Origin of the sequence: Pseudomonas fluorescens (assembly GCF_902497775.2) — a bacterium.
Lineage (GTDB): Bacteria > Pseudomonadota > Gammaproteobacteria > Pseudomonadales > Pseudomonadaceae > Aquipseudomonas > Aquipseudomonas putida_F.
In genome coordinates, this window is sequence record NZ_OZ024668.1 from 3,832,640 (window position 1) to 3,854,062 (window position 21,423).

Annotated in this window: 22 protein-coding genes; 13 read left to right on the forward strand and 9 right to left on the reverse strand. The window is 63.5% G+C overall.

What is annotated here, in order from left to right; genetic code table 11:
* Nucleotides 1-20 precede the first annotated feature (20 nt).
* The 3 genes from F8N82_RS17585 (at nucleotide 21) to F8N82_RS17595 (ending at nucleotide 4,406) form a co-directional block, all read left to right on the forward strand.
* Entirely contained in the window at nucleotides 21-734 is a 714-nt protein-coding gene (locus tag F8N82_RS17585; protein ID WP_038996467.1) for a fimbria/pilus chaperone family protein, read from the forward strand.
* Complete coding sequence (locus F8N82_RS17590) at nucleotides 731-3,193, forward strand: fimbria/pilus outer membrane usher protein (protein ID WP_052251563.1); 2,463 nt, start codon at nucleotides 731-733, stop codon at nucleotides 3,191-3,193. The genes F8N82_RS17585 and F8N82_RS17590 overlap by 4 nt, the downstream gene beginning before the upstream one ends.
* Before the next feature lie 85 nt (nucleotides 3,194-3,278).
* A complete protein-coding gene (locus F8N82_RS17595) occupies nucleotides 3,279-4,406 on the forward strand; it encodes a DUF1120 domain-containing protein (RefSeq protein ID WP_038996468.1) in 1,128 nt (375 codons plus the stop codon).
* Between the two features lie 45 nt (nucleotides 4,407-4,451).
* Here F8N82_RS17595 and F8N82_RS17600 read toward each other — a convergent pair whose 3' ends face one another.
* The 6 genes from F8N82_RS17600 to F8N82_RS17625 form a co-directional block, all read right to left on the reverse strand.
* Nucleotides 4,452-5,873 carry an amino acid permease gene (locus tag F8N82_RS17600; RefSeq protein ID WP_038996469.1) on the reverse strand — a complete coding sequence of 474 codons (1,422 nt, stop codon included), beginning with the start codon at nucleotides 5,871-5,873 and terminating at the stop codon, nucleotides 4,452-4,454.
* A gap of 814 nt (nucleotides 5,874-6,687) precedes the next feature.
* A complete protein-coding gene (gene rluB / locus F8N82_RS17605; protein ID WP_038996470.1) occupies nucleotides 6,688-7,845 on the reverse strand; it encodes a 23S rRNA pseudouridine(2605) synthase RluB in 1,158 nt (385 codons plus the stop codon).
* 150 nt (nucleotides 7,846-7,995) lie between these two features.
* A complete protein-coding gene (gene scpB / locus F8N82_RS17610) occupies nucleotides 7,996-8,775 on the reverse strand; it encodes an SMC-Scp complex subunit ScpB (RefSeq protein WP_038996471.1) in 780 nt (259 codons plus the stop codon).
* Between the two features lie 15 nt (nucleotides 8,776-8,790).
* Complete coding sequence (locus F8N82_RS17615; protein WP_162195924.1) at nucleotides 8,791-9,489, reverse strand: segregation and condensation protein A; 699 nt, start codon at nucleotides 9,487-9,489, stop codon at nucleotides 8,791-8,793.
* A 125-nt stretch (nucleotides 9,490-9,614) separates the two neighbouring features.
* On the reverse strand, nucleotides 9,615-10,244 hold the full coding sequence (locus tag F8N82_RS17620; RefSeq protein WP_038996472.1) for an L-threonylcarbamoyladenylate synthase: 630 nt from the start codon (nucleotides 10,242-10,244) through the stop codon (nucleotides 9,615-9,617).
* A 13-nt stretch (nucleotides 10,245-10,257) separates the two neighbouring features.
* Entirely contained in the window at nucleotides 10,258-11,121 is an 864-nt protein-coding gene (locus tag F8N82_RS17625; RefSeq protein WP_038996473.1) for a PHP domain-containing protein, read from the reverse strand.
* A gap of 66 nt (nucleotides 11,122-11,187) precedes the next feature.
* Here F8N82_RS17625 and F8N82_RS17630 point away from each other — a divergent pair, with 66 nt between their 5' ends.
* The 6 genes from F8N82_RS17630 (at nucleotide 11,188) to F8N82_RS17655 (ending at nucleotide 15,242) form a co-directional block, all read left to right on the forward strand.
* Entirely contained in the window at nucleotides 11,188-11,796 is a 609-nt protein-coding gene (locus F8N82_RS17630; RefSeq protein WP_038996474.1) for a septation protein A, read from the forward strand.
* 1 nt (nucleotide 11,797) lies between these two features.
* On the forward strand, nucleotides 11,798-12,097 hold the full coding sequence (locus F8N82_RS17635; protein WP_038996475.1) for a YciI family protein: 300 nt from the start codon (nucleotides 11,798-11,800) through the stop codon (nucleotides 12,095-12,097).
* A 121-nt stretch (nucleotides 12,098-12,218) separates the two neighbouring features.
* Complete coding sequence (locus F8N82_RS17640) at nucleotides 12,219-12,623, forward strand: translation initiation factor 2 (protein ID WP_038996477.1); 405 nt, start codon at nucleotides 12,219-12,221, stop codon at nucleotides 12,621-12,623.
* Nucleotides 12,624-12,630: 7 nt separating this feature from the next.
* Entirely contained in the window at nucleotides 12,631-13,308 is a 678-nt protein-coding gene (locus tag F8N82_RS17645) for a response regulator transcription factor (RefSeq protein WP_038996478.1), read from the forward strand.
* 119 nt (nucleotides 13,309-13,427) lie between these two features.
* On the forward strand, nucleotides 13,428-13,844 hold the full coding sequence (locus F8N82_RS17650; RefSeq protein WP_038996479.1) for a Spy/CpxP family protein refolding chaperone: 417 nt from the start codon (nucleotides 13,428-13,430) through the stop codon (nucleotides 13,842-13,844).
* A 63-nt stretch (nucleotides 13,845-13,907) separates the two neighbouring features.
* Nucleotides 13,908-15,242 carry a sensor histidine kinase gene (locus F8N82_RS17655; RefSeq protein WP_038996480.1) on the forward strand — a complete coding sequence of 445 codons (1,335 nt, stop codon included), beginning with the start codon at nucleotides 13,908-13,910 and terminating at the stop codon, nucleotides 15,240-15,242.
* Nucleotides 15,243-15,363: 121 nt separating this feature from the next.
* Here the strand turns inward: F8N82_RS17655 and F8N82_RS17660 are convergent, their stop codons facing one another.
* Nucleotides 15,364-15,918: a nitroreductase family protein gene (locus F8N82_RS17660; RefSeq protein ID WP_095161909.1), complete on the reverse strand. Its 555-nt coding sequence runs from the start codon at nucleotides 15,916-15,918 to the stop codon at nucleotides 15,364-15,366.
* A 100-nt stretch (nucleotides 15,919-16,018) separates the two neighbouring features.
* On the opposite strand from F8N82_RS17660, the gene F8N82_RS17665 reads away from it, so the two are divergent.
* Nucleotides 16,019-17,473, forward strand: a complete 1,455-nt coding sequence (locus tag F8N82_RS17665) for a TrkH family potassium uptake protein (RefSeq protein WP_038996481.1) — start codon at nucleotides 16,019-16,021, stop codon at nucleotides 17,471-17,473.
* Here F8N82_RS17665 and F8N82_RS17670 read toward each other — a convergent pair.
* Nucleotides 17,430-18,509, reverse strand: a complete 1,080-nt coding sequence (locus tag F8N82_RS17670) for an AraC family transcriptional regulator (RefSeq protein ID WP_038996482.1) — start codon at nucleotides 18,507-18,509, stop codon at nucleotides 17,430-17,432. The genes F8N82_RS17665 and F8N82_RS17670 overlap by 44 nt on opposite strands.
* A 161-nt stretch (nucleotides 18,510-18,670) precedes the next feature.
* Between F8N82_RS17670 and F8N82_RS17675 the strand changes: the two genes are divergently transcribed.
* On the forward strand, nucleotides 18,671-18,982 hold the full coding sequence (locus tag F8N82_RS17675) for a DUF962 domain-containing protein (protein WP_038996483.1): 312 nt from the start codon (nucleotides 18,671-18,673) through the stop codon (nucleotides 18,980-18,982).
* Between the two features lie 96 nt (nucleotides 18,983-19,078).
* Nucleotides 19,079-19,672, forward strand: coding sequence for an HD domain-containing protein (locus F8N82_RS17680; protein WP_038996484.1), 594 nt, complete (start codon nucleotides 19,079-19,081; stop codon nucleotides 19,670-19,672).
* On the opposite strand, the gene F8N82_RS17685 is transcribed toward F8N82_RS17680, so the two are convergent.
* Nucleotides 19,646-20,485, reverse strand: a complete 840-nt coding sequence (locus tag F8N82_RS17685) for a UDP-2,3-diacylglucosamine diphosphatase (protein ID WP_038996485.1) — start codon at nucleotides 20,483-20,485, stop codon at nucleotides 19,646-19,648. The genes F8N82_RS17680 and F8N82_RS17685 overlap by 27 nt on opposite strands.
* 135 nt (nucleotides 20,486-20,620) lie before the next feature.
* Between F8N82_RS17685 and F8N82_RS17690 the strand changes: the two genes are divergently transcribed.
* Nucleotides 20,621-21,385 carry an AraC family transcriptional regulator gene (locus F8N82_RS17690; protein ID WP_038996486.1) on the forward strand — a complete coding sequence of 255 codons (765 nt, stop codon included), beginning with the start codon at nucleotides 20,621-20,623 and terminating at the stop codon, nucleotides 21,383-21,385.
* The last annotated feature ends 38 nt before the right edge of the window (nucleotides 21,386-21,423 follow it).

Sequence of the window (21,423 nt, forward strand, 5' to 3'; positions counted from 1 at the left end):
CCGATAGCGAACGTGAAACTATGAATCCTTTACGCAACCCCGTTGCGGGCCGACTGCTGCCTGCGTTTCTTCTACTTGCCTTGTCATCCACCAGCCAGGCCGACGGCATGGTGCCAAAAACCTCGGTGGTCATCGTCGAAGAGGCCAAGGCCGCCGGCAGCGCTTTCGTGGTCACCAACACCGACCCCAGCCCTTCTCTGCTGGCGGTGTTCATCGAGAACCTGCCCGAAGACCAGGACAACCTGATGGTGGTCCAGCCAACGGTTGCTCGCGTCGAAGCCGGCAAGGAGCAACAGGTGCTGTTCCACTATGTCGGCACCGAACCGCTCAAAGAGCAACGCCTGCGCCGGGTGATCTTCGAGGGCATCCGCGAACAGCAGCCCGGCGCCAGTACCGGCATGCGGGTCAACTTTGGCGTGCGCCAGAACCTGCCGGTGATCCTGCACCCCAAGGGCCTGGCGAAGAACAGCACGCCGTGGAAAGGCCTGACCTGGCACCTGGACGGCAATCAACTGCGGGTAGAAAACAACACCCCCTATGTGGTGCGCATGGGCCGCGAGCTGCTGCTCAGCCCCGGCCAGCAGCGCCTGGACCTGCCACGCAGCTACCTGCTGGCCAACGAGCAGTTGTCAATCGACCTGCCGCAAGGCACCGCCACCGCCACCTCCGTACGTTTCCAGCCGGCGACTGTGTACGGATTTGCCACTGACCCCTTCGAGGCCAGCATCCAGTGAACGCCACCGACCTTAACAAGAGCAGAGCCAACTGCCGCGATCATCTGCTGGTCGGCCTGTGCCTGGGCCTGATCAGCCTGGACTGCATCAAGCCCGCCCGCGCCGCCAACGAAGCCCAAGGTAACGATACCACCGTGTTCGACCAGCAGGTGCTGCGCCTGCGCGGCATCGATCCGCAGTTGGCGCAGCTGTTCGGCCGCCAGGCACGCTTTGCCCCCGGGCGCCAGCAAGTGCGCCTGAGCGTCAACGGCCGCGACAAAGGTACGCTGCAGGCGCGCTTCGACGCCAATGGCGCACTGTGTTTCGACGACGCCCTGCTGCGCCTGGCCGGCATCAACAAGCCGGCCGACTGGCCAACCGTCAACGACGACCTGCAGATCCCGCGGGCACCGGACTGCCGCGACTTGAGCGAAGCCTACCCGCACACCCAGGTTGAACTGGACCCGGGCCAGCACCTGGTCAGCCTGCTGGTGCCCGACCAGGCTCTGGAGCGGCGCAGCGACATCGATGACGGCTACAGCCAGGGCGGCGTCGCCGGCCTGTTCAACTACGACGTGTTCGGTAGCTTCAACCGTTATGCCGGGGAGTCGAGCCGCTATGCCGCGGCCAACACCGAAATCGGCTTGAACATGGACAACTGGATTTTGCGCAGCCGCCAGGTGCACAGCCGCTCCGATGGCCGGGTGCACAGCGAAATGCTCGACACTTACGTACAACGCAGCTTCGCCCGCACCCGCAGCCTGTTTCAGGCCGGCGAGATCAGCCTGGTCAACCCGGTGCTCAACGGCGCACAGATCATCGGCGCACAACTCACACCCGAGTACGGTCTGCTCTCGCAACTGGACAACGCCAGCGTGCAAGGCATCGCCAACAGCCAGGCGCGGGTGGAGATTCGCCAGAACGGTGCCTTGCTGTATTCCACCGTGGTCCAGCCAGGACCGTTCAGCATCAGCAACATTCCACGTCTGACCTCACGCTCGGACCTCGATGTGACGGTGATCGAAACCAATGGCGAGCAGCGCAGCTTTCGCGTTCCGGCTAACCTGGCGGCGGCGCCACGGCTGCAAAGTGGCTTCAGCGTCGGCGCCGGGGTGGTCAGAAGCTACAGCGACGAAAACGACGAACCTGCGGTACTCAGCCTCGGCCAGAGCGCCGCCATCGGCCAGACCGCCAGCCTCAGCAGCGGCCTGATCGTCGCCCAGGGCTACCGCAGCCTGGGTGCGAGCCTGGACGGCGCCCTGACCCCGGCCCTTAGCGGCCAGGCGTTCGCCCTCGGCTCCCAGGCCACGACCCTGGATCAGCAAGGGGTCCAGCTGGGTGGCCAGCTCAACTGGCAGTTGCACGAACAATGGTCGAGCCTGATCGCCGGCAACCACCGCAGCCGCGGCTTTCGCGAACTGCTCGACAGCACCGTGCGCGACAGTGACAGCAACCCCTCCAGCTACCGCGACCAGCTCAGTACCAGCTTGCGCTGGGCCAGCCCGAGCATCGGCAGTTTCAGCCTTGGCTACACCCAGACCACTTACTACGAACACGACAGCAACCAGCGCCTGTTCCTGTCCTGGGGCAACAGCTACAACGGTGTCAGTGTCTCGGCAACGGTGGAGAAGTCGGTCGGTAACAACAATGGCAACAACGATGACGCTGTGTACCTGAGCGTCAGCCTGCCCCTGGGCAGCAAAGGCCGGGTGCGTGGCAGCGTGCGCAATCGCGACAGCGGCACCACCAGCACACTGAACTACACCGAACAGGTCAGCGACAGCTTGGGTTACCGGCTGGGTGCCGAACACCGCTCAGGCGACGGCAACAACCTGGCCAGCGCCGGTATTTCGGCGTTGCCGCGCTACACCCAGCTTGACCTGAACTACGCCGGCAACGGTGACGACGCCAACTACAACATCGGCCTGCGCGGTGGCCTGGCCCTGCATGAAAACGGCATCACCCCTTCGCCCTATCCGATCCGCGACACCTTTGCGATCCTCACCGTAACCGATACCCCGGGGGTCAAGGCGAGCACCGCCAACGGCCCGGTATGGACCGACTATGGCGGCCGCGCGGTGATTCCTTCGTTGAGTGCCTACGGCCGCAGCCCGGTCGAGGTGGACAGCCAGAGCCTGCCGATCAACGTCAACGTCGAGGAAGGCGCCGCGGTACTCAAGGCCAGCCGTGGCGCGGTACCGCGCCTGACCTTCAACGCCTGGAGCGTGCGCCGGATGCTGCTGACCCTGACCGACAACCGCGGTCAAGCCATCACCGCCGGCGCCTCGGTATTCGATGACCGCGGCCGCTTCATCAACCTGGTGCAACCCGGTGGCCTGGTGTTCATCGACAACAGCGAAGCGATCAGCCATCTGATCGTCAGCGACCCGCAGGCCCGCGAATGCCGGGTCACCCTCGATGCCGATCCGAACGCGCCGCGAGATACCTATTACAGCAGCGCCCAGCGCACCTGCAGCTAGCCCCCCTGATCGACGACATGACGCCAGACGGCAGCCCCTTTCGACCACAGCGCAGGGCCTCGCCCGCCCTGCCAAGGACGCGTCCATGAAAGCAATACCCCTCCTGATCCTCGGCCTGACCGGCCTGCAGCTGTCGCAGACAGCCCACGCCGACGAGTGCCGACTGCTGAGCAGCCCCGACGTGCTCGACTATGGCACCCTTGACCGTTCCCGGCTGAACCCGCAGCAAGCCAGCCTGGCCCTGCCCGGGCAAACCACGCAAATCAGCCTGAGTTGCAACTCGGACCAGGACCTGAGTCTGTTCTTCAGGGCCGATGCCCTCGACAACGAGCGCTGGCGCCTTGCCGAGGGCAGCCACTACCGCCTGCGTGCGAGCAACGCCGCAGTCGACGGCGAGTCGGTCGAACTGGGTTTGCTGGCCCATCCCGGTGCCGTGCCCGGCCCCGCCAGCGCCAACCTGGATTGGCGCCCACAACAAGGCCTGGTGCCGGTGCGCGCTGGCCAGCCGCTGCGCGGGCGCACCCTGACTCTGACCCTGACCGTGGATGCCGAACTGGCCGCTGCGGCGTTCAACGTGCGCGACGTGATTCAAAGCAGCAGCAATGGCCAGCTGCATGCGCCGGCCAGCGACACCTCCACCCACCTGGCGCTGCAATGGCAGATCCGCCCGGCGGCCTGCACGCCGCATCTGTCGAACAATGGCGTGGTCAACTACGGCAAGATCTCCGCCCAGTCGCTCAATGCCGAAAAACGTACCCGTCTGCCGACCCGGCAACTGAACCTGAGCATCAGTTGCGACAGCCCGGCACGCTACGCCCTGCTCATGCATGACAACCGTGACGGCACCTCGCTGGTCAATTCCATGGTGTTCTATGGCCTGGGGCGCGATGCCTCAAGCAATCCGATCGGCCTGTACGAGGTGGTGTTCGACCCGCAGGATGTCAGTGCCGACCAGCTCCCGGTGGTCTACCTCACCCAGTCCACTGGCGGCGGCACCTACTGGAGCAACGCCAGCAGCCTGAAAAACAGCATCGCCAGCACCACCTTGCTGGCCTTCACCGACGAGGACAACAGCACCAAGGGCCCGGTGCCGTTTCGCAACTTCAACACCACCATCAACATCCAGCCAGTGATCGCCCCGACCCAGGACCTGGACCTGCGCCAGGACATTCCCCTGGATGGCTCGGCAACCATTGAAATCATCTACCTGTAAACGCAAACGCCCCGCAGTGCGGGGCGTCTTTGCAACAACTGTGGCTTAGCGCTTCAGCGAACTGGCAGCGACAGCCTCCAGGTTTTTGCTGCGGTTGGTTTTCAGGCTGTAGCACACGCCCATCACCAGCAGCCAGACCGGAATGGCGTAGACCGACACCTGGATGCCCGGAATCATCAGCATGATGCCCAGAATCAGCACCACGAAGCCCAGGCAGATGTAGTTGCCGTAGGGGTACCACAGCGCCTTGAACAGCGGCGTCTGGCCGGTCCTGTCCAGGTGCTGGCGGAACTTCAGGTGCGAGTAGCTGATCATCGCCCAGTTGATCACCAGGGTGGCTACTACCAGCGACATCAGCAGCTCCAGCGCGTGCTGCGGGATGAAGTAGTTCAGTACCACGGCAACCAGGGTCACCGCCGCCGAGGCCAGGATCGAACGCACCGGCACGCCGCGCTTGTCGATTTTCGCCAGGCCCGCCGGGGCGTCGCCCTGCTCGGCCATGCCGTAGAGCATGCGGGCGTTGCAGTAGGTACCGCTGTTGTACACCGACAGCGCCGCGGTCAGGACCACGAAGTTGAGGATGTGCGCGGCAACATCACTGCCCAGCAGCGAGAACACCTGGACGAACGGGCTGGCGCCGTAAGTTCCGCCGGCGGCGTCGAGGCTGGTGACCAGGCTGTCCCATGGGGTCAGCGACAGCAGCACCACCAGGGCACCGATGTAGAAAATCAGGATGCGGTAGATGACCTGGTTGATCGCTTTGGGGATCACGGTTTTCGGCTTGTCGGCTTCAGCTGCGGTGAAACCGAGCATTTCCAGGCCGCCGAAAGAGAACATGATGATCGCCAGGGCCATCACCAGGCCGCTGACCCCATTCGGGAAGAAGCCACCGTGCTCCCACAGGTTGCTCACCGACGCTTGCGGGCCGCCGCTGCCGCTGACCAGCATCCAGCTGCCCAGGGCGATCATGCCGACGATGGCCAGCACCTTGATGATCGCAAACCAGAACTCGGCCTCGCCAAACACTTTGACGTTGGCCAGGTTGATCGCGTTGATCAGGATGAAGAAGGCGGCTGCCGAGGCCCAGGTCGGGATCTCCGGCCACCAGTAGTGCACGTACTTGCCGACCGCGGTCAGCTCCGACATACCTACCAGAATGTACAACATCCAGCAGTTCCAGCCCGACAGGAAGCCGGCGAAACCGCCCCAGTATTTGTGCGCAAAGTGACTGAAAGAACCGGCTACCGGTTCTTCGACGATCATCTCGCCAAGCTGGCGCATGATCATGAAGGCGATGAAGCCACAGATCGCATAGCCGAGAATCATCGACGGGCCCGCCGACTTCATCACCCCGGCCGATCCCAGGAACAGCCCGGTACCAATTGCACCGCCCAGGGCGATCAACTGAATGTGGCGATTTTTCAGGCCGCGTTTCAGCTCGCCTGAATGTGTGTTTTGTCCACTCATGAACGAAGTCACCTGCTTGTTTTTATCTGTGACGGAATCGGACCCACCGCGCTCGTGGCGCAGCGGAATTAACAAGGTGATTACCTTGAGTATCTTGGACAACTGCTGCCCATCCAGGGCAAAAGCCGTGGGCGAATCAGCCGGGTGTCAACAAGAGTGCGCGGTACGCATTGGGGTCACAGTTAAAACGCGGCGCATTGTATACCCCTACAGACGCGCAGGGGTCAACACGTTGCGTGACTGTCTGACGACAAAACGCACCGGTCCTGAGGAAGGGATCTAGCCTGGGGGGGTAATTGGCGTACATGGCGCCTCCATTTGTTCTTATTGAATGCCCGGCTCTCCGGCCCTGGCTTTGCACGCGGCAATGGCGCCTATCTCACCGCTCCCGGCGCTGCCGAACAAGCCGTTGACGGTCACGTAAACCGCCCTGGCCCGGGCATTTCGGCAAGTTCTGTTTACAGCCGAAAAAATCTGCAGCCAGCCCCCGATAATGGGCAGGCATTTGTAACGATTTATTTACAATATGGTGTAAAAACTTTCCACCGCTTACGGAAGTGTCTGTAAGACAAGGAAATTTCAGGCAAAAAAAGGTTCTTCACGGGTTGCCGGGGGCTATGATCCTTGGGTTGGGATGTTGAGGTTTCTAGCTTATCCATTCACTGTGGCGCTGCTGCCAGCAGCAGCGCCACAGTGAATGGATAAGCTCGCGCCCCCAACCCAGGATTCCGTGAAGAACCAAAAAAAAGCCAACCCTAAGGTTGGCTTCTTTAACACTGTGGGAGCGGGCTTGCCCCGCGCCTACCCACCCCAATTACGGGCGTGGCTTGTTACGGGTGCTGCCCGGACGCTTGGGCGCCGGCTTGCCGCGCTTGTTCATGTCGCTCGGGCGCTCAGCCACGGCGCTGCCACGACCGCCGTCCTTGCGTGGGGCTTCACCCCGTGGCTGGCGAGCTGGACGCTCATCGCCGCGCGGCTGACGGGCTGGACGCTCGGCTTCAGCACGCGGTTGGCGTGCAGGGCGCTCGGCTTCCCCGCGCGGTTGACGTGCAGGACGCTCACCGGTGGCGGCATCCTGTGCCGGACGCAGGGTGCGCACGCGCTCGCCGCGACCCAGAGGACGGGTGGATTTGCGCTGCAAGCGCTCCAGTTTGTCCTTGGACTTGTGGTTCAGCGTCGGCATGGCGACAGGCGTCAGGCCCACTTCGGCGGCAAGAATGTCGACTTCCTGCTGGCTCATTTCGCGCCAGCGGCCCATCGGCAGGTCGGAGTTGAGGAATACCGGACCGAAACGCACGCGCTTCAGGCGGCTGACCACCAGGCCCTGGGATTCCCACAGGCGACGCACTTCACGGTTGCGGCCTTCCATTACCACGCAGTGGTACCAGTGGTTGAAACCTTCACCACCCGGTGCTTCCTGGATATCGGTGAACCGCGCCGGGCCGTCTTCGAGCACGACACCGGCCTTGAGGCGGGCAATCATGTCTTCGTCGACTTCACCACGCACACGCACCGCATACTCACGGTCCATTTCGTAGGACGGGTGCATCAGGCGGTTGGCCAGCTCACCGTCGGTGGTGAACATCAGCAGGCCGGTGGTGTTGATGTCCAGGCGGCCGATGTTGATCCAGCGGCCTTCTTTCGGACGAGGCAGGCGATCAAACACGGTCGGACGGCCTTCCGGGTCGTCACGGGTGCAGATCTCGCCGTCCGGCTTGTTATACATGATCACCCGACGCACGGTTTCGGCGGCTTCTTCGCGCTTGATCACGCGGCCGTCGACCGAAATGGCATCGTGCAGGTCAACACGCTGGCCAAGGGTGGCATTGACGCCATTGACCTTGATCCGGCCCTGGCCGATCCAGGCCTCGACGTCACGGCGCGAGCCCACGCCGATACGCGCGAGAACTTTTTGCAGTTTCTCGCCTGATGGCGGCAATGGCTGGGTTTCTTGCAGGTCTTTTTCACTCATGCTGGGCACCTCCCGGTGTATTTACAAAAATCTGGTTTGGCGAACAAGCGCCAAAACGGGTCGCGAATCATACGCTGATCACGGCGTGAACGCACCTGAGACTAGCCGAAATTGCAAAAGTTGCCGCGACTATCCGCTCGAAGGCCAGGGTTACTGATGCGGCGTCTGCGGTTCGGATTCCAGCGGCTCGTCGTCGAGGTCGAGTTGGGTGTCGTCGACCAGGTCATCGAAATCGGTCTTGAGCCCTTCTTCCATGGCGTCCAGTTCGGTCAACAGGCTGCGGAAGCTGGTTTCTTCCTGGGGCTCCTGCGGCTCGGCACTGGCATCGGCCAGGGCCTGTAGGTGCGCCGGTACCGGCGCGTCGTCCAGCTCCAGCAGCGGTTCAGGCGCAGGCTCCATCTCGCGCAGTTCGGCCAGTGGCGGCAGATCGTCGAGATTCTTCAGGTTGAAGTGATCGAGAAAGGCCTTGGTGGTGGCGAACATTGCCGGCTTGCCGGGCACTTCGCGGTAGCCGACGATGCGGATCCACTCGCGTTCGAGCAGGGTCTTGACGATGTTGGTGTTGACCGCCACCCCGCGCACGTCTTCGATCTCGCCGCGGGTGATGGGCTGGCGGTAGGCGATCAGTGCCATGGTCTCCAGCAGCGCGCGGGAGTAGCGCTGCGGGCGCTCTTCCCACAGCCGGCCGACCCAGGGAGCGTAGTCCTCGCGAATCTGCAGGCGGTAACCCGAGGCCACTTCCTTGAGCTCGAAGGCGCGGCCGTTGCAGGACTTGCGCAGCACCTCCAGGGCCTTCTTGAACGCCGCAGGCTCCGGGCGCTCGGCTTCCTCGAACAGCTCATACAGGCGCTCGAGGGATTGCGGTTTGCCCGAGGCCAGCAAAAAGGCCTCGAGCAGGGGCGCCAGGTCGCGCGGTTCGTTCAGGTTCATGGGTTGGCTCAGTTGTTACTCGGCGCGGGCGCGGACATGGATCGGTGCGAAAGGCTCATTTTGCACCAGTTCGATCAAGGATTCCTTGACCAGTTCGAGAATCGCCATGAAGGTCACCACCACCCCGAGCTTGCCCTCCTCGGCAGTGAACAGCTCGACGAAGGGCACGAAGCCGCCGCCCTTGAGACGTTCGAGCACTTCGCTCATGCGTTCGCGGGTCGACAGCGCCTCGCGGCTGACCTGGTGGCTTTCGAACAGGTCGCCACGGCGCAGCACCTCGGCCATCGACACCAGCAGTTCTTCCAGGCTGACCTCGGGCAACAGCTTGCGCGCCTTGGCCTGCGGGGCGTCCAGGCGCGGCACGATCACCTCGCGGCCGACCCGGCTGAGGCCATCGATGCCTTCGGCAGCGGCCTTGAAGCGTTCGTACTCCTGCAAGCGGCGGATCAGTTCGGCTCGCGGGTCGGCTTCCTCTTCCTCGATCTCGGCCGAACGCGGCAGCAGCATCCTCGACTTGATCTCGGCCAGCATCGCTGCCATCACCAGGTACTCGGCAGCCAGCTCCAGGCGCACGGTTTTCATCAGTTCGACGTAGCCCATGTACTGGCGGGTGATCTGCGCCACGGGGATATCGAGGATGTCGACGTTCTGCTTGCGGATCAGGTACAGCAGCAGGTCCAGCGGGCCTTCAAAGGCCTCCAGGAACACTTCCAGGGCATCCGGCGGAATGTACAGGTCCACCGGCATCTCGGTCATGGCTTCGCCATACACCAGCACCAGCGGCAGTTCCTGCTGGGCGCCTTGTGGGTCGATGCTCGCTTTGGTGGTCGTCGCCTGGCTCACGCTTCGACCATGAACGGCGCAGGGTCGCCGCAACCCACGCGGATCACTTCCGGCTCGTCACCGGCCAGGTTGATCACGGTGGAGGCCTTGAGGTCGCCAAAGCCGCCGTCGATGATCAGGTCGACGTGGTGCTCCAGGGCCTGGCGGATCTCGTAGGGGTCGGTCATCGGCTCGTCTTCGCCGGGCATGATCAGGCTGACGCTCATCAGCGGCTCGCCGAGCTCTTCAAGCAGGGCCAGGGCGATCGGGTTGGACGGTACGCGCAAGCCGATGGTGCGGCGCTTTTCGTGCAACAGCAGGCGCGGCACTTCGCGGGTGGCGTTGAGAATGAAGGTATACGGCCCCGGCACATGGGCCTTGAGCAGGCGGAAGATCGCGGTGTCGATCTTGGCGAACAGGCCCATCTGCGACAGGTCGCAGCAGATCAGGGTGAAGTTGTGGTTCTTGTCCAGTTGACGCAGGCGACGCACCCGCTCAATGGCGTTCTTGTCGCCGATCTGACAACCCATGGCGTAGGAGGAGTCTGTTGGGTAGACCACCACACCGCCCTTGCGAATGATTTCGACGGCCTGTTTGATCAGGCGCGGTTGCGGGTTTTCCGCATGAATCTGGAAAAACTGACTCACGTTCTCTTCCTGTTCAGACTGCCGCGATAGGCTGCTCATGTTTGAATCGGCGCCACAACGGTGGCAGGTCCTCTGGCAACGGCCGGTAGACACCGATCTCACCCCAGGTGCCAGGGCCATGGAAGTCACTGCCGGCACTGGCCAGCAGACCGAACTCACGGGTCAGGATGGACATAGTGCCCACCTGCTCGGCCGGCATCATCCCATTGACCACTTCCAGTGCCTGGCCGCCTGCTTGAATATAGTCGGCAATCAGCCGGCGGCGCTTGCTGCGGGTTAAATCGTAGTGCATCGGATGGGCCAGGCTGACCCAGGCATCGGACTGACGCAGGGTCTGGACGGTCTCTTCCAGGGTGGGCCAATGCAGTTTCACATCACCCAGCTTGCCGGCCCCCAGCCACTTGCGAAAGGCCTCTGCGCGGTCTTTTACGTAGCCTGCGCGCACCAGGTACTCGGCGAAATGCGGCCGTGCCGGGGCATTGCCGCTGTCGCCCAGCTCCTGCTGAATGGCCCGTGCACCGTCCAGCGCGCCTTTCATGCCCTTGAGCGCCAACCGTCGGTCGATTTCTTCCGAGCGCAGCCAGCGGCCGTGGTGCAACGACTCGACGGCGGCCTGCAACGGCGCGGCATCGAGGGGGAAGTTGTAGCCCAGCACGTGGATGGTCGCGCCACCCCAGGTGCACGACAGCTCGATGCCACTGACCCACTGCATGCCCAGGGCCTGGGTGGCGGCGCGGGCTTCGAGCAGGCCTTCGAGGGTGTCATGGTCGGTCAGCGAGAGCATCCGCACCCCGTGCTCATGGGCCCGGGCAACCAGAGCCGTCGGCGACAAGGCGCCGTCGGAGGCCGTACTGTGGCAGTGCAGATCAACATTCATAGGTGGCGCTTTCGCTGTCATTGATGTTTGTTATTATGCCGTCACATCCTGCTTCTGGCTGCCACTGTGAAACAATTCATCGATTTCATCCCGCTGCTCCTGTTCTTCATCGTCTACAAGCTCGAACCGCGTGCCGTCGAATTCGCCGGGCACAGCTTCGAACTCGGTGGCATCTACAGCGCCACGGCGATGCTGATCATCAGCTCGCTGGTGGTCTACGGCGCCCTGTTCATTCGCCAGCGCAAGCTGGAGAAAGGCCAGTGGCTGACTCTGGTCGCCTGCCTGGTGTTCGGTGGCCTGACCCTGGCCTTCCACAGCGAAACCTTCCTCAAATGGAAGGCGCCAGTGGTCAACTGGCTGTTCGCCCTGGCCTTTACCGGCAGCCACTTCATCGGTGACCGGGTGCTGATCAAGCGTATCATGGGCCATGCCCTGACCCTGCCGGATCCGGTATGGACGCGCCTGAATATCGCCTGGATCGGCTTTTTCCTGTTCTGTGGCGCGGCCAACCTGTTCGTCGCCTTCACCTTCCAGAGTTTCTGGGTCGACTTCAAGGTGTTCGGCAGCCTGGGCATGACCGTGCTGTTCCTGGTGGCGCAGGGCGTCTACCTGTCCCGTCACCTGCACGACAGCGACCCGACCACTCCGCCTTCCACTCCCAAGCACGAGGAATGACATGCTTTACGCCATCATTGCCACAGACGTAGCCGATTCGCTGGAAAACCGCCTGGCCGCGCGCCCGGCGCATATCGAACGCCTGCAGCAGCTCAAGGAGCAAGGCCGCGTGGTACTGGCTGGCCCGCACCCGGCCATCGACAGCAATGACCCGGGCGCCGCCGGTTTCAGCGGTAGCCTGATCGTCGCCGAATTCGACTCGCTGAGCGCCGCCCAGGCCTGGGCCGATGCCGACCCGTACATCGCCGCCGGCGTCTACGCCAACGTCATCGTCAAGCCGTTCAAGCAAGTCCTGCCGTAAACAGCAGCGGCGGTGCCCGTCTCGGCGCACCGCCCCTTGCAGCTTTCTCTTCGCGATTGCTCATTATTCTCGCCTGATGGCCGACAACCTCCTGTACCACTCAATGGAATCAGGAGTTCCGATGCGTCAAGGTCCGTTGTCCCTGCTGCTGTGCCTGTTGCTGCTGACCCCATTGGCCCAGGCCGAAGAGCCCGCCGGCTCCAGCACCCCACTGTCGCTCAGCGCCGGTAGCCAGATTACCGAGCTGCAACAGCGCCTGAAGGAAAGCGAGCGCCTGCGCGAAACCCTGACCCAGCAACTGCACAACGCCGACAGCGAACGCGAAAGCGCCCAGCTCACCCGCCTGCGCCAGGAAAACCAGCGCCTGAAGCTGGCGCTCAAGGAATTGCAGGCCAGCGCCGCACCGAAACTCATCACCGACCAGCAACAATGGTTCCTGATTGGTGGCGCAGTTGCCCTGTTTGCGGCACTCTGCGGTATCTTTGCCAGTGGCGGACACAGAAAGCGTCGGCAATGGTTGAATTGAGTGAGTCATGAGCGAGCTGTTACTGATTGATGATGACCAGGAACTCTGCGAGCTGCTCGGCAGCTGGCTGACCCAGGAAGGTTTCGTGGTACGTGCCTGCCACGATGGCCAGAGTGCCCGTAAGGCCCTGGCCGAACAGGCGCCTGCCGCCGTGGTGCTGGACGTGATGCTGCCCGACGGCAGCGGTCTTGAGTTGCTCAAGCAACTGCGCAGCGAACACACCGAACTGCCAGTCTTGATGCTGTCGGCCCGGGGCGAGCCGCTGGACCGCATTCTCGGCCTGGAACTGGGCGCCGATGACTACCTTGCCAAACCTTGCGACCCGCGCGAACTCACCGCCCGCCTGCGCGCCGTGCTGCGCCGCAGCCATCCGAACGCAACGCCGAGCCAGGTGGAAATCGGCGACCTGTGCTTCAGCCCGGCCCGTGGCGTGGTCAGCATCGACGAGCACGAACTGACCCTGACCCTTTCTGAAAGCCGCATTCTCGAAGCCTTGCTGCGCCAACCCGGCGAGCCGCTGGACAAGCAGGAACTGGCGCAACTCGCCCTGGGCCGCAAGCTGACCCTGTATGACCGTAGCCTGGACATGCACGTCAGCAACCTGCGCAAGAAGATCGGCCCGCACGCCGATGGCCGCCCGCGCATCGTTGCCCTGCGCAGCCGCGGTTATTACTACAGCCTGTAATGTCAGCACGGCGCGCCGGCATCTTTACCCAAGCTTTACCCTTGCCTGACCGCCGCTGACCTTGATCTCCCTAGACTGGGCACATCCGGTAACGACCGGCCTCAGAAAGGAGAGTCACCATGCGCAAGACCCTTATCGCCCTGATGTTCGCTGCCGCCCTGCCCACCGTCGCCATGGCCATGCCTGATGGCGACGGCCCGCGCCACGGCGAGCACCACCGCGGTGGAGCGCCTTTCGCCCAGCTGGACCTGAGCCGCGAACAGCGCCAGCAGATCGGCACGCTGATGGGCGAGCAGATGAAAAGCCGCCACGAAATCACCCAGCGCTACCTGGAAAAACTCCCGGCCGCTGACCAGAAGGCCCTCAAAGACGAGCTCAAGGCCAAGAAGGACAAGACCCAGTCCGAGATTCGCGCCCTGCTCAAACCCGACCAGCAAAAACAGTTCGACGAAATGATGAAGAAACAGGATGAACGCAGCGCCGAATGGGCCGAGTTCAAAGCCTGGAAAGCTGAAAAAGCCAACAAGGCCCAGTAAGCTGTCAGCCACCCGCCCGGCCTGCCCCAGCAAGCCGGGCTTTTTCCGTTAGAGGTGCCTCTTTTGCGTTCATTGTTCTGGCGCATCCTGGCCAGTTTCTGGCTGGCCATCGCCCTGGTTGCCGGGTTGTCGATCCTGCTTGGCCACATGCTCAATCAGGACGCCTGGATTCTCAGCCGCCACCCGGGCCTCAACACCCTGGCCAAGAACTGGACCCAGCACTATGAGCAGCAAGGGCCCGAGTACGCCCAGCGCTACCTCGAACACCGCAAGCGCCGCTACAACATCGACGTGCAGGTGCTCAATGACAGTGGCGATGCGGTCGTCCCCGGCACCTTCCCGCGCCGCGCCGCCGCCTTTGAGGCACGCCGGCACAATGATGAGCGGCACCTGCCATGGCGACGGCTGACCGAGGAATACACCAGCCCCGACAGCGGAGAGACCTACCTGCTGATCTATCGCATCCCGCACCCGGAACTCGACGCCTGGCACCGCGACAGCCTGCTCTGGCCGTTGAGTGCCTTAGGGATTGCCCTGGTGGTGCTGACCCTGTTCAGTTTGCTCGTCACCCTGTCGATTACCCGCCCCCTGAGCCGCCTGCGCGGTGCCGTGCACGACCTGGGGCAGACCACCTACCAGCAGAACAGCCTGGCGCGCCTGGCCAACCGTCGCGACGAATTCGGCGTCCTGGCCAACGATTTCAACCGCATGGGCGCACGACTGCAGAGCCTGATCGGCAGCCAGCGTCAGCTGTTGCGTGACGTTTCCCATGAGCTGCGCTCGCCGCTGGCGCGCCTGCGCATTGCCCTGGCCCTGGCCGAACGGGCCGAACCCGAGCAGCGCCAGGCCCTGTGGCCGCGCCTGACCCGCGAGTGCGACCGCCTGGAAGCCTTGATCAGCGAAATCCTGGTGTTGGCCCGGGTCGATGCCGAACAAACGCGGGCGGAGCCGGTGGACCTCGACGCGCTGTTGGCTTCAGTACACAAGGACGCGCAACTGGCAGCGCCCGAGCAGGAGATCCAGCTGCAGCATGAACCCGGGCTCAACCTGCAAGGCTGGCCGACATTGCTGGAGCGGGCGCTGGATAACCTGCTGCGCAACGCCATGCGTTTCAACCCGGCCGGGCAGCCGATTGAAATCACCGGGGTGCGCGATAACGACAAGATTGTGTTGAGCGTGCGTGACCACGGCCCGGGAGTGGCCGCAGAGCACTTGGCACAGTTGGGCGAGCCGTTCTACCGTGCGCCCGGGCAAAGCGCCGCCGGCCATGGTCTGGGCCTGGCCATTGCGCGCAAGGCGGCTGAGCGCCATGGCGGCAACCTGAGCCTGGGCAATCACCCAGAGGGCGGTTTTGTTGCCCGGCTGGAGTTGCCGCTGGCCGGGCCGGGCAAGGCTTGAGATTGCCGGGGCTGCTGCGCAGCCCATCGCTGGCAAGAACAGCTCCCACAGGTCCGGTGCACACAGGCTAACGGGGAGCCGGCGTTGCCGGCGATGAGGCCGGTACAGCCCCTACAAAACCTTACCCCCAGGCACTGACAAAATCAGCCGTCGCCAGCACCGGCGCCGTGCGCGGTTCATTTTGCGGGGTACCCAGGTACAGAAAGGCGATGATCTCTTCGCTATCGGCCAGCCCCAGCCCCTTGGCCACATGCTTGCTGTACGAAAGCTCACCGGTGCGCCACACCGCGCCGATCCCCTGCGCATGGGCCGCCAGCAAAATACCATGGGCCGCGCAACCGGCCGCCAGGCGCTGTTCCGACGCCGGCACCTTGAAGTGATCCTGCAGGCGCGCCACCACAACCACCAGCAACGGCGCCCGCAATGGCATGGCGCGGGCCTTGTCCAGTGCGGCCTGGCTGGCTTCGCCATTGAGCTGTACCGCTTCGGCGAGCAGTTCGCCGAGCTTTGCCCGTGCCTCGCCTTCGACCGTCAGAAAGCGCCAGGGCCGCAACTGGCCGTGGTCCGGTGCACGCAGGGCGGCCTGAAACAGCGCCTCGCGTTGTGCGTCATTGGGTGCCGGATCCAGCAGACGTGGAACCGAAACACGGTTGAGCAATGCGTCGAGAGCCTCCATTGGCTACCCCTTGTGAATTAATGTCGGGCTATTCTAGCGTTTACTTAAAAAGGTCCATAGGTAGAATGGCGCCCTTCCGTTTCGAGTCAGAGCAGATCACATGGCGTTGCCGACCTTAAGGATCATTGGTTTCATCATCGGCATCTTCCTGATCACCCTGGCGATCAGCATGGTCGTGCCCATGGCCACCCTGGTGATCTTCGACCGCACGGGCGACCTGCCGTCGTTCCTCTGGGCCAGCATGATCACCTTCATTGCCGGCCTTGCCCTGGTCATCCAGGGCCGCCCCGAGCACGTGCACCTGCGCCCGCGCGACATGTACCTGCTGACGGTCAGCAGCTGGCTGGTGGTGTGCATCTTCGCCGCCCTGCCGTTCCTGCTCACCCAGCACATCAGCTACACCGACGCCTTTTTCGAAAGCATGTCCGGTATCACCGCCACCGGCGCCACCGTGCTCAGCGGCCTGGACACCATGTCGCCGGGCATCCTGATGTGGCGCTCGTTGCTGCACTGGCTCGGCGGTATCGGCTTTATCGCCATGGCCGTGGCGATCCTGCCGCTACTGCGCATCGGTGGCATGCGCCTGTTCCAGACCGAATCCTCGGACCGTTCGGAAAAGGTCATGCCGCGTTCGCACATGGTCGCCAAGTCGATCGTGCTGGTGTACATCGGCATCACCACCCTCGGCGCCCTGGCGTTCTGGCTGGCCGGGATGAACCCCTTCGATGCGATCAACCACGCCATGTCGGCGATTTCCACTGGCGGGTTCTCCACCTCCGACCAGTCCCTGGCCAAGTGGGACATGCCGGCGGTGCACTGGGTCGCGGTGGTGGTGATGATTCTCGGCAGCTTGCCGTTCGCCCTGTATGTGGCGACCATCCGTGGCAATCGCAAGGCGCTGATCAAGGACCAGCAGGTCCAGGGTTTGCTGGCCATGCTGGTAGCCACCTGGCTGGTGCTCGGCACCTGGTACTGGGCCACCACCAACCTGCACTGGCTCGACGCCTTGCGCCACGTGGCCCTGAACGTCACCTCGGTGGTCACCACCACCGGCTTCGCTCTGGGCGACTACAGCCTGTGGGGCAACTTCTCGCTGATGCTGTTCTTCTACCTGGGCTTTGTTGGCGGCTGCTCGGGCTCGACCGCAGGCGGCATCAAGATCTTCCGCTTTCAGGTGGCCTACATCCTGCTCAAGGCCAACTTGAACCAGCTGATTCACCCGCGGGCGGTGATCAAGCAGAAGTACAACGGTCACCGGCTCGACGAAGAAATCGTGCGTTCGATCCTGACCTTCTCGTTCTTCTTCGCCATCACCATCTGCGTCATCGCCCTGGCCCTGTCGCTGCTGGGCGTGGACTGGATGACTGCGCTGACCGGCGCGGCCAGTACCGTGTCGGGCGTCGGCCCGGGCCTGGGCGAAACCATCGGTCCGGCGGGCAACTTCGCTACCCTGCCGGATGCCGCGAAGTGGATCCTGGCCTTCGGCATGCTGCTCGGGCGCCTGGAGATCATTACGGTGCTGGTGCTGTGCATGCCGGCGTTCTGGCGTCACTGACCGGCTCACTCTCTACCGGGGCCGCCACGGCCCCGTTCAAGCGTGCCCGGTACTCGCCGGGGGTGACATCGAACCAGCGGCGGAAGGCCCTGAAGAAATTGCTCGGGTCGGCGAAACCCAGTAGATAGGCCGCCTCCAGCAGGGTCATATTGGCCTGGGCCAGATATTGCTCGGCCAGTTCGCGGCGGGTGTCGTCCAACAGCGTCTGAAAGCTCGTACCCTCCTCCTGCAAACGCCGCTGCAAAGTGCGTTGGGACAGGTGCAGGGCCTGGGCGATGGTTTCACGCTTGGGCTCGCCCTGGGGCAGCACCCGACACAATACCTGGCGCGCGCGGTGGGTCACGCGGCTTTCCGAAAACCGTGCCAGGTATTCGCCGGCAAAGCGGTCGTGCAACGTGGCCATGGCCTCATTGGCGGTCGGCAGCGGCGCCTCCATGTCGGCGCGTTCGAGTACCAGCGCATCGTAAGGCGCACTGAACACCAGCGGCGCATGGAAGGCGGTCTTGTACGGCGTAAGGTCTTTGGGCTGCGGCCCCTGGATCAGCACCCGGCGCGGCTGGATCACCCGCCCGCTGAGCCAGCTGCACAGCGACAGGGCGCAGGCCAGCGAGGCCTCGGCACTGTGCCGGGTGGGTGGCAGGTGATCGCCATGAACGGTCAGAATCAGCGCATAGCCGTCGGGCTCCAGGCGAAAACTCAGGTCGGAGCTTTCGGCGATGATCCGCTGGTAACGCACCAGCCGCTCGAAGCCTTCGGCCAGGGTCCGGCTCGACATCAGCGCATAGCCGACCACATGAAAGGACGCCGGGCGCACCACTCGCGCCATGTTCAGGCCGATGGCCTGGTTGCCGGAAAGCTCGACCGCCAATTGCCACAGACGGGTCATGGAGTCCTGGGTGAAGCGTGCGTCGGGGTCGTCTAGCGCGGCGAAATCCAGGCCAAGTTGCTTGAACATGGCGCGGCAATCGAGCCCTTCCAGTTCGAGTGCCTTGACGATCCCTGATGCCCAGCTTGCTGAAGTGGTTCTTTCGCTCATGGCTGGCTTCTTTTCTTACCGACAAGCCGCTCCTGCGGCGAACTCAAAGGATACTCAATTGGCGCCTATTGTCACTGCTCTGTAGTGTTACTCACTCTAGACTCAGATCAGGCTCCACGCCGTGTATCTTCGTCAGATCGACCAGACCCTGGAGCAGTGTCGTGACCAGCCCTCAGCAATTTCGCAGTTTTGCCGAGTTCTACCCCTACTACCTGGGTGAGCACAGTAATCCCACCTGTCGCCGCCTGCATTTCGTCGGTACCAGCCTGGTTATCGCCTTGCTCGCCTTTACCCTGGGCAGCGGTAATTGGTTGCTGCTGCTGGCACTGCCGTTTGCCGGCTACGGCTTTGCCTGGGTCGGACACTTCTTCTTCGAGAAAAACCGCCCGGCTACCTTCAAACACCCGCTGTACAGCCTGATCGGCGACTTCGCCATGTACCGCGACATGCTGCGCGGCAAGGTCAGCTTCTGATTTCGGCCCACAAGGTCAGAAACCCGTCCCGCGCGGCCACTGCCCCGACCAACGGTACGGGTACAGTGCCCTGAAACCTCGCGTTTCGGAGCGCCGATGAATCAGCAGGCCCGTTTCAACCACATGCAGGACGGTACCGAACAGGACTGGGCGATCATCGCCGAGGACTTCAGGGCCTATGCCAGCCAGCTGGCCGATCGCATCCTGGCGCACCTGCGCCTGCTCGACGGTGATTTCGGGGGGTTCCCCATCGACCGCCTCAGCCACTCCCTGCAAACCGCGACCCGTGCCTGGCGCGACGGCCGCGATGAAGAATACGTGGTCTGCGCGCTGCTGCACGACATCGGCGATACCCTCGGCAGCTACAACCATCCGGACATCGCCGCCGCCATCCTCAAGCCCTTCATCAGCCCGGCAAACCTGTGGATGGTGGAAAAACACGGGATCTTCCAGGGCTACTACTTCTTCCATCACCTGGGCATGGACCGGCACCTGCGCGAGCAATTCCAGGACCACCCGCAGTACCAGCAAACCATCGAATTCTGCGCCCGTTACGATGCTGCGGCGTTCGATCCAGGCTACGACAGCCTGCCCTTGAGCTTCTTCGAGCCCATGCTGCAGCGCCTGTTCGCCCAGCCTCGGCAATCGATCTACAAGGCCGCGCTAGAGCAGCCCGCCGCCACCGCCTGAATCAACCAGTTCCTCAAGCCCGGCCAGGCGCCGGGCGGCCTCGGCCTGAGCGTCGGCCAGGCGATAGAGTTCGATGTTGCCGTCCCAGTGCTCGATCAGCGCCGTGCACGACTCGACCCAATCGCCGCAGTTGAGGTAGTCCACCTCGCCGACCTTGCGGATCTCGGCGTGGTGGATATGCCCGCAGACTACGCCGTGAAAACCGCGCTTGACGCATTCATGGGCGATGGCCTCCTCGAAGTCGCTGATGAAGCTGACCGCGGTCTTGACCTTGTGCTTGAGGTACGCCGACAACGACCAGTAGCCGTAGCCATAGCGCGCACGCCAGTGGTTGAGCCAGCGGTTGAGGGTCAGGGTGAACTCGTAGGCTGAGTCGCCGAGAAACGCCAGCCAGCGGTGATAGCGGGTGATCACGTCGAACTGGTCGCCATGGATCACCAGCAGGCGCCGGCCATCGGCGGTCAGGTGCTCGGCCTGGTCGACCAGCTGGATATTGCCCAGCACCAATTTGGAGTAGCGGCGCAGGAACTCGTCATGGTTGCCGGTGACGTAGATCACCTCAGTGCCGCGCTTGCTCATGGTCAGCAGCCGGCGGATCACGTTGGTGTGCGCCTGGGGCCAGTACATACCGCCACGCAGCTTCCAGCCATCGATGATGTCGCCGACCAGGTAGATGCGATCGGCCTGGTAGCCCTTGAGGAACTGCGACAGGTGTTCGGCCTGGCAATCCCGGGTGCCCAGGTGCACATCCGAGATCCACAGGGTGCGCACGCGCTGTTTGCGCGAGGGTCTGGCAAGCTCGGCACGGGTCATCGGCAGGCTCCGGAAAGGTTTGCGCCAGCTTGCCAAGCAGCAGTGAATCGAACGTGACCGCCAGGTGTCGGTCTGATGACATGCCCGGCCCGCCTGCTTGCCTGTACACTGCTGCGATTGCCGGAGGAACCTTCGATGAGCAGCGGCCCGATACTTTCCCTGCGCCATTATCGCCACGACCTGATTGCCCATAGCCACGAACACCCACAACTGGTGTTCGGCCTGCGCGGGCGCCTGGAGTTCGAGGTTGAAGGCCGCGGCGCGCAGTTGCACCGCCAGGACCTGATGGTGGTTCCGGCTGGCAGCCATCACACCTGCGGCAGTGCCGTCGGCAGCGACTGCCTGGTGCTGGATGTCCCCGCCGACAATTGGCTGAGCCAATCTCTGGGCGGGCACCTGGATGCTAGCCAGCGCCTGCTGGACCGCGCCGGGCCATTGAACCTGGACCATCGCCAGCAGCAGTTGGTCGACTGGCTGGCCGCCAGCCCGATCGACGACCCGCTGATTGCCCAGCAGGGCGCAATATTGCTGCTGGCCAGCCTGAACCGCGGCGCGATACCAACTGCGGCGACCACCTTACTGCCCTACGCCCGCTTCGACGCCTATATCGAGCAGAACGCCGCCTACCCGCTGCAGGTGGCCGACCTTGCGCGACTGGCGGGGCTGTCCAGCGCACGCCTGCATGCGCGGTTCATGGCCGAATGCGGGGTCACGCCCATGGACTATGTGCGCCAGCGCCGCCTGCTGCGTGCCCGGCAACTGCTGCGCGATACCCGCTTGCCGATCGGCGAGATTGCCTGCCAGGTCGGCTACAGCTCGCAAAGCGCTTTTGCCGCCGCCATGCTCAAGGCCTTTGGCCGCTCCCCCGGCGCCCTGCGCCGCGATTGTGCAGACAATTGACGCGAGGACCGCGACAGACAGTGGCAGAGCCGCCCCCG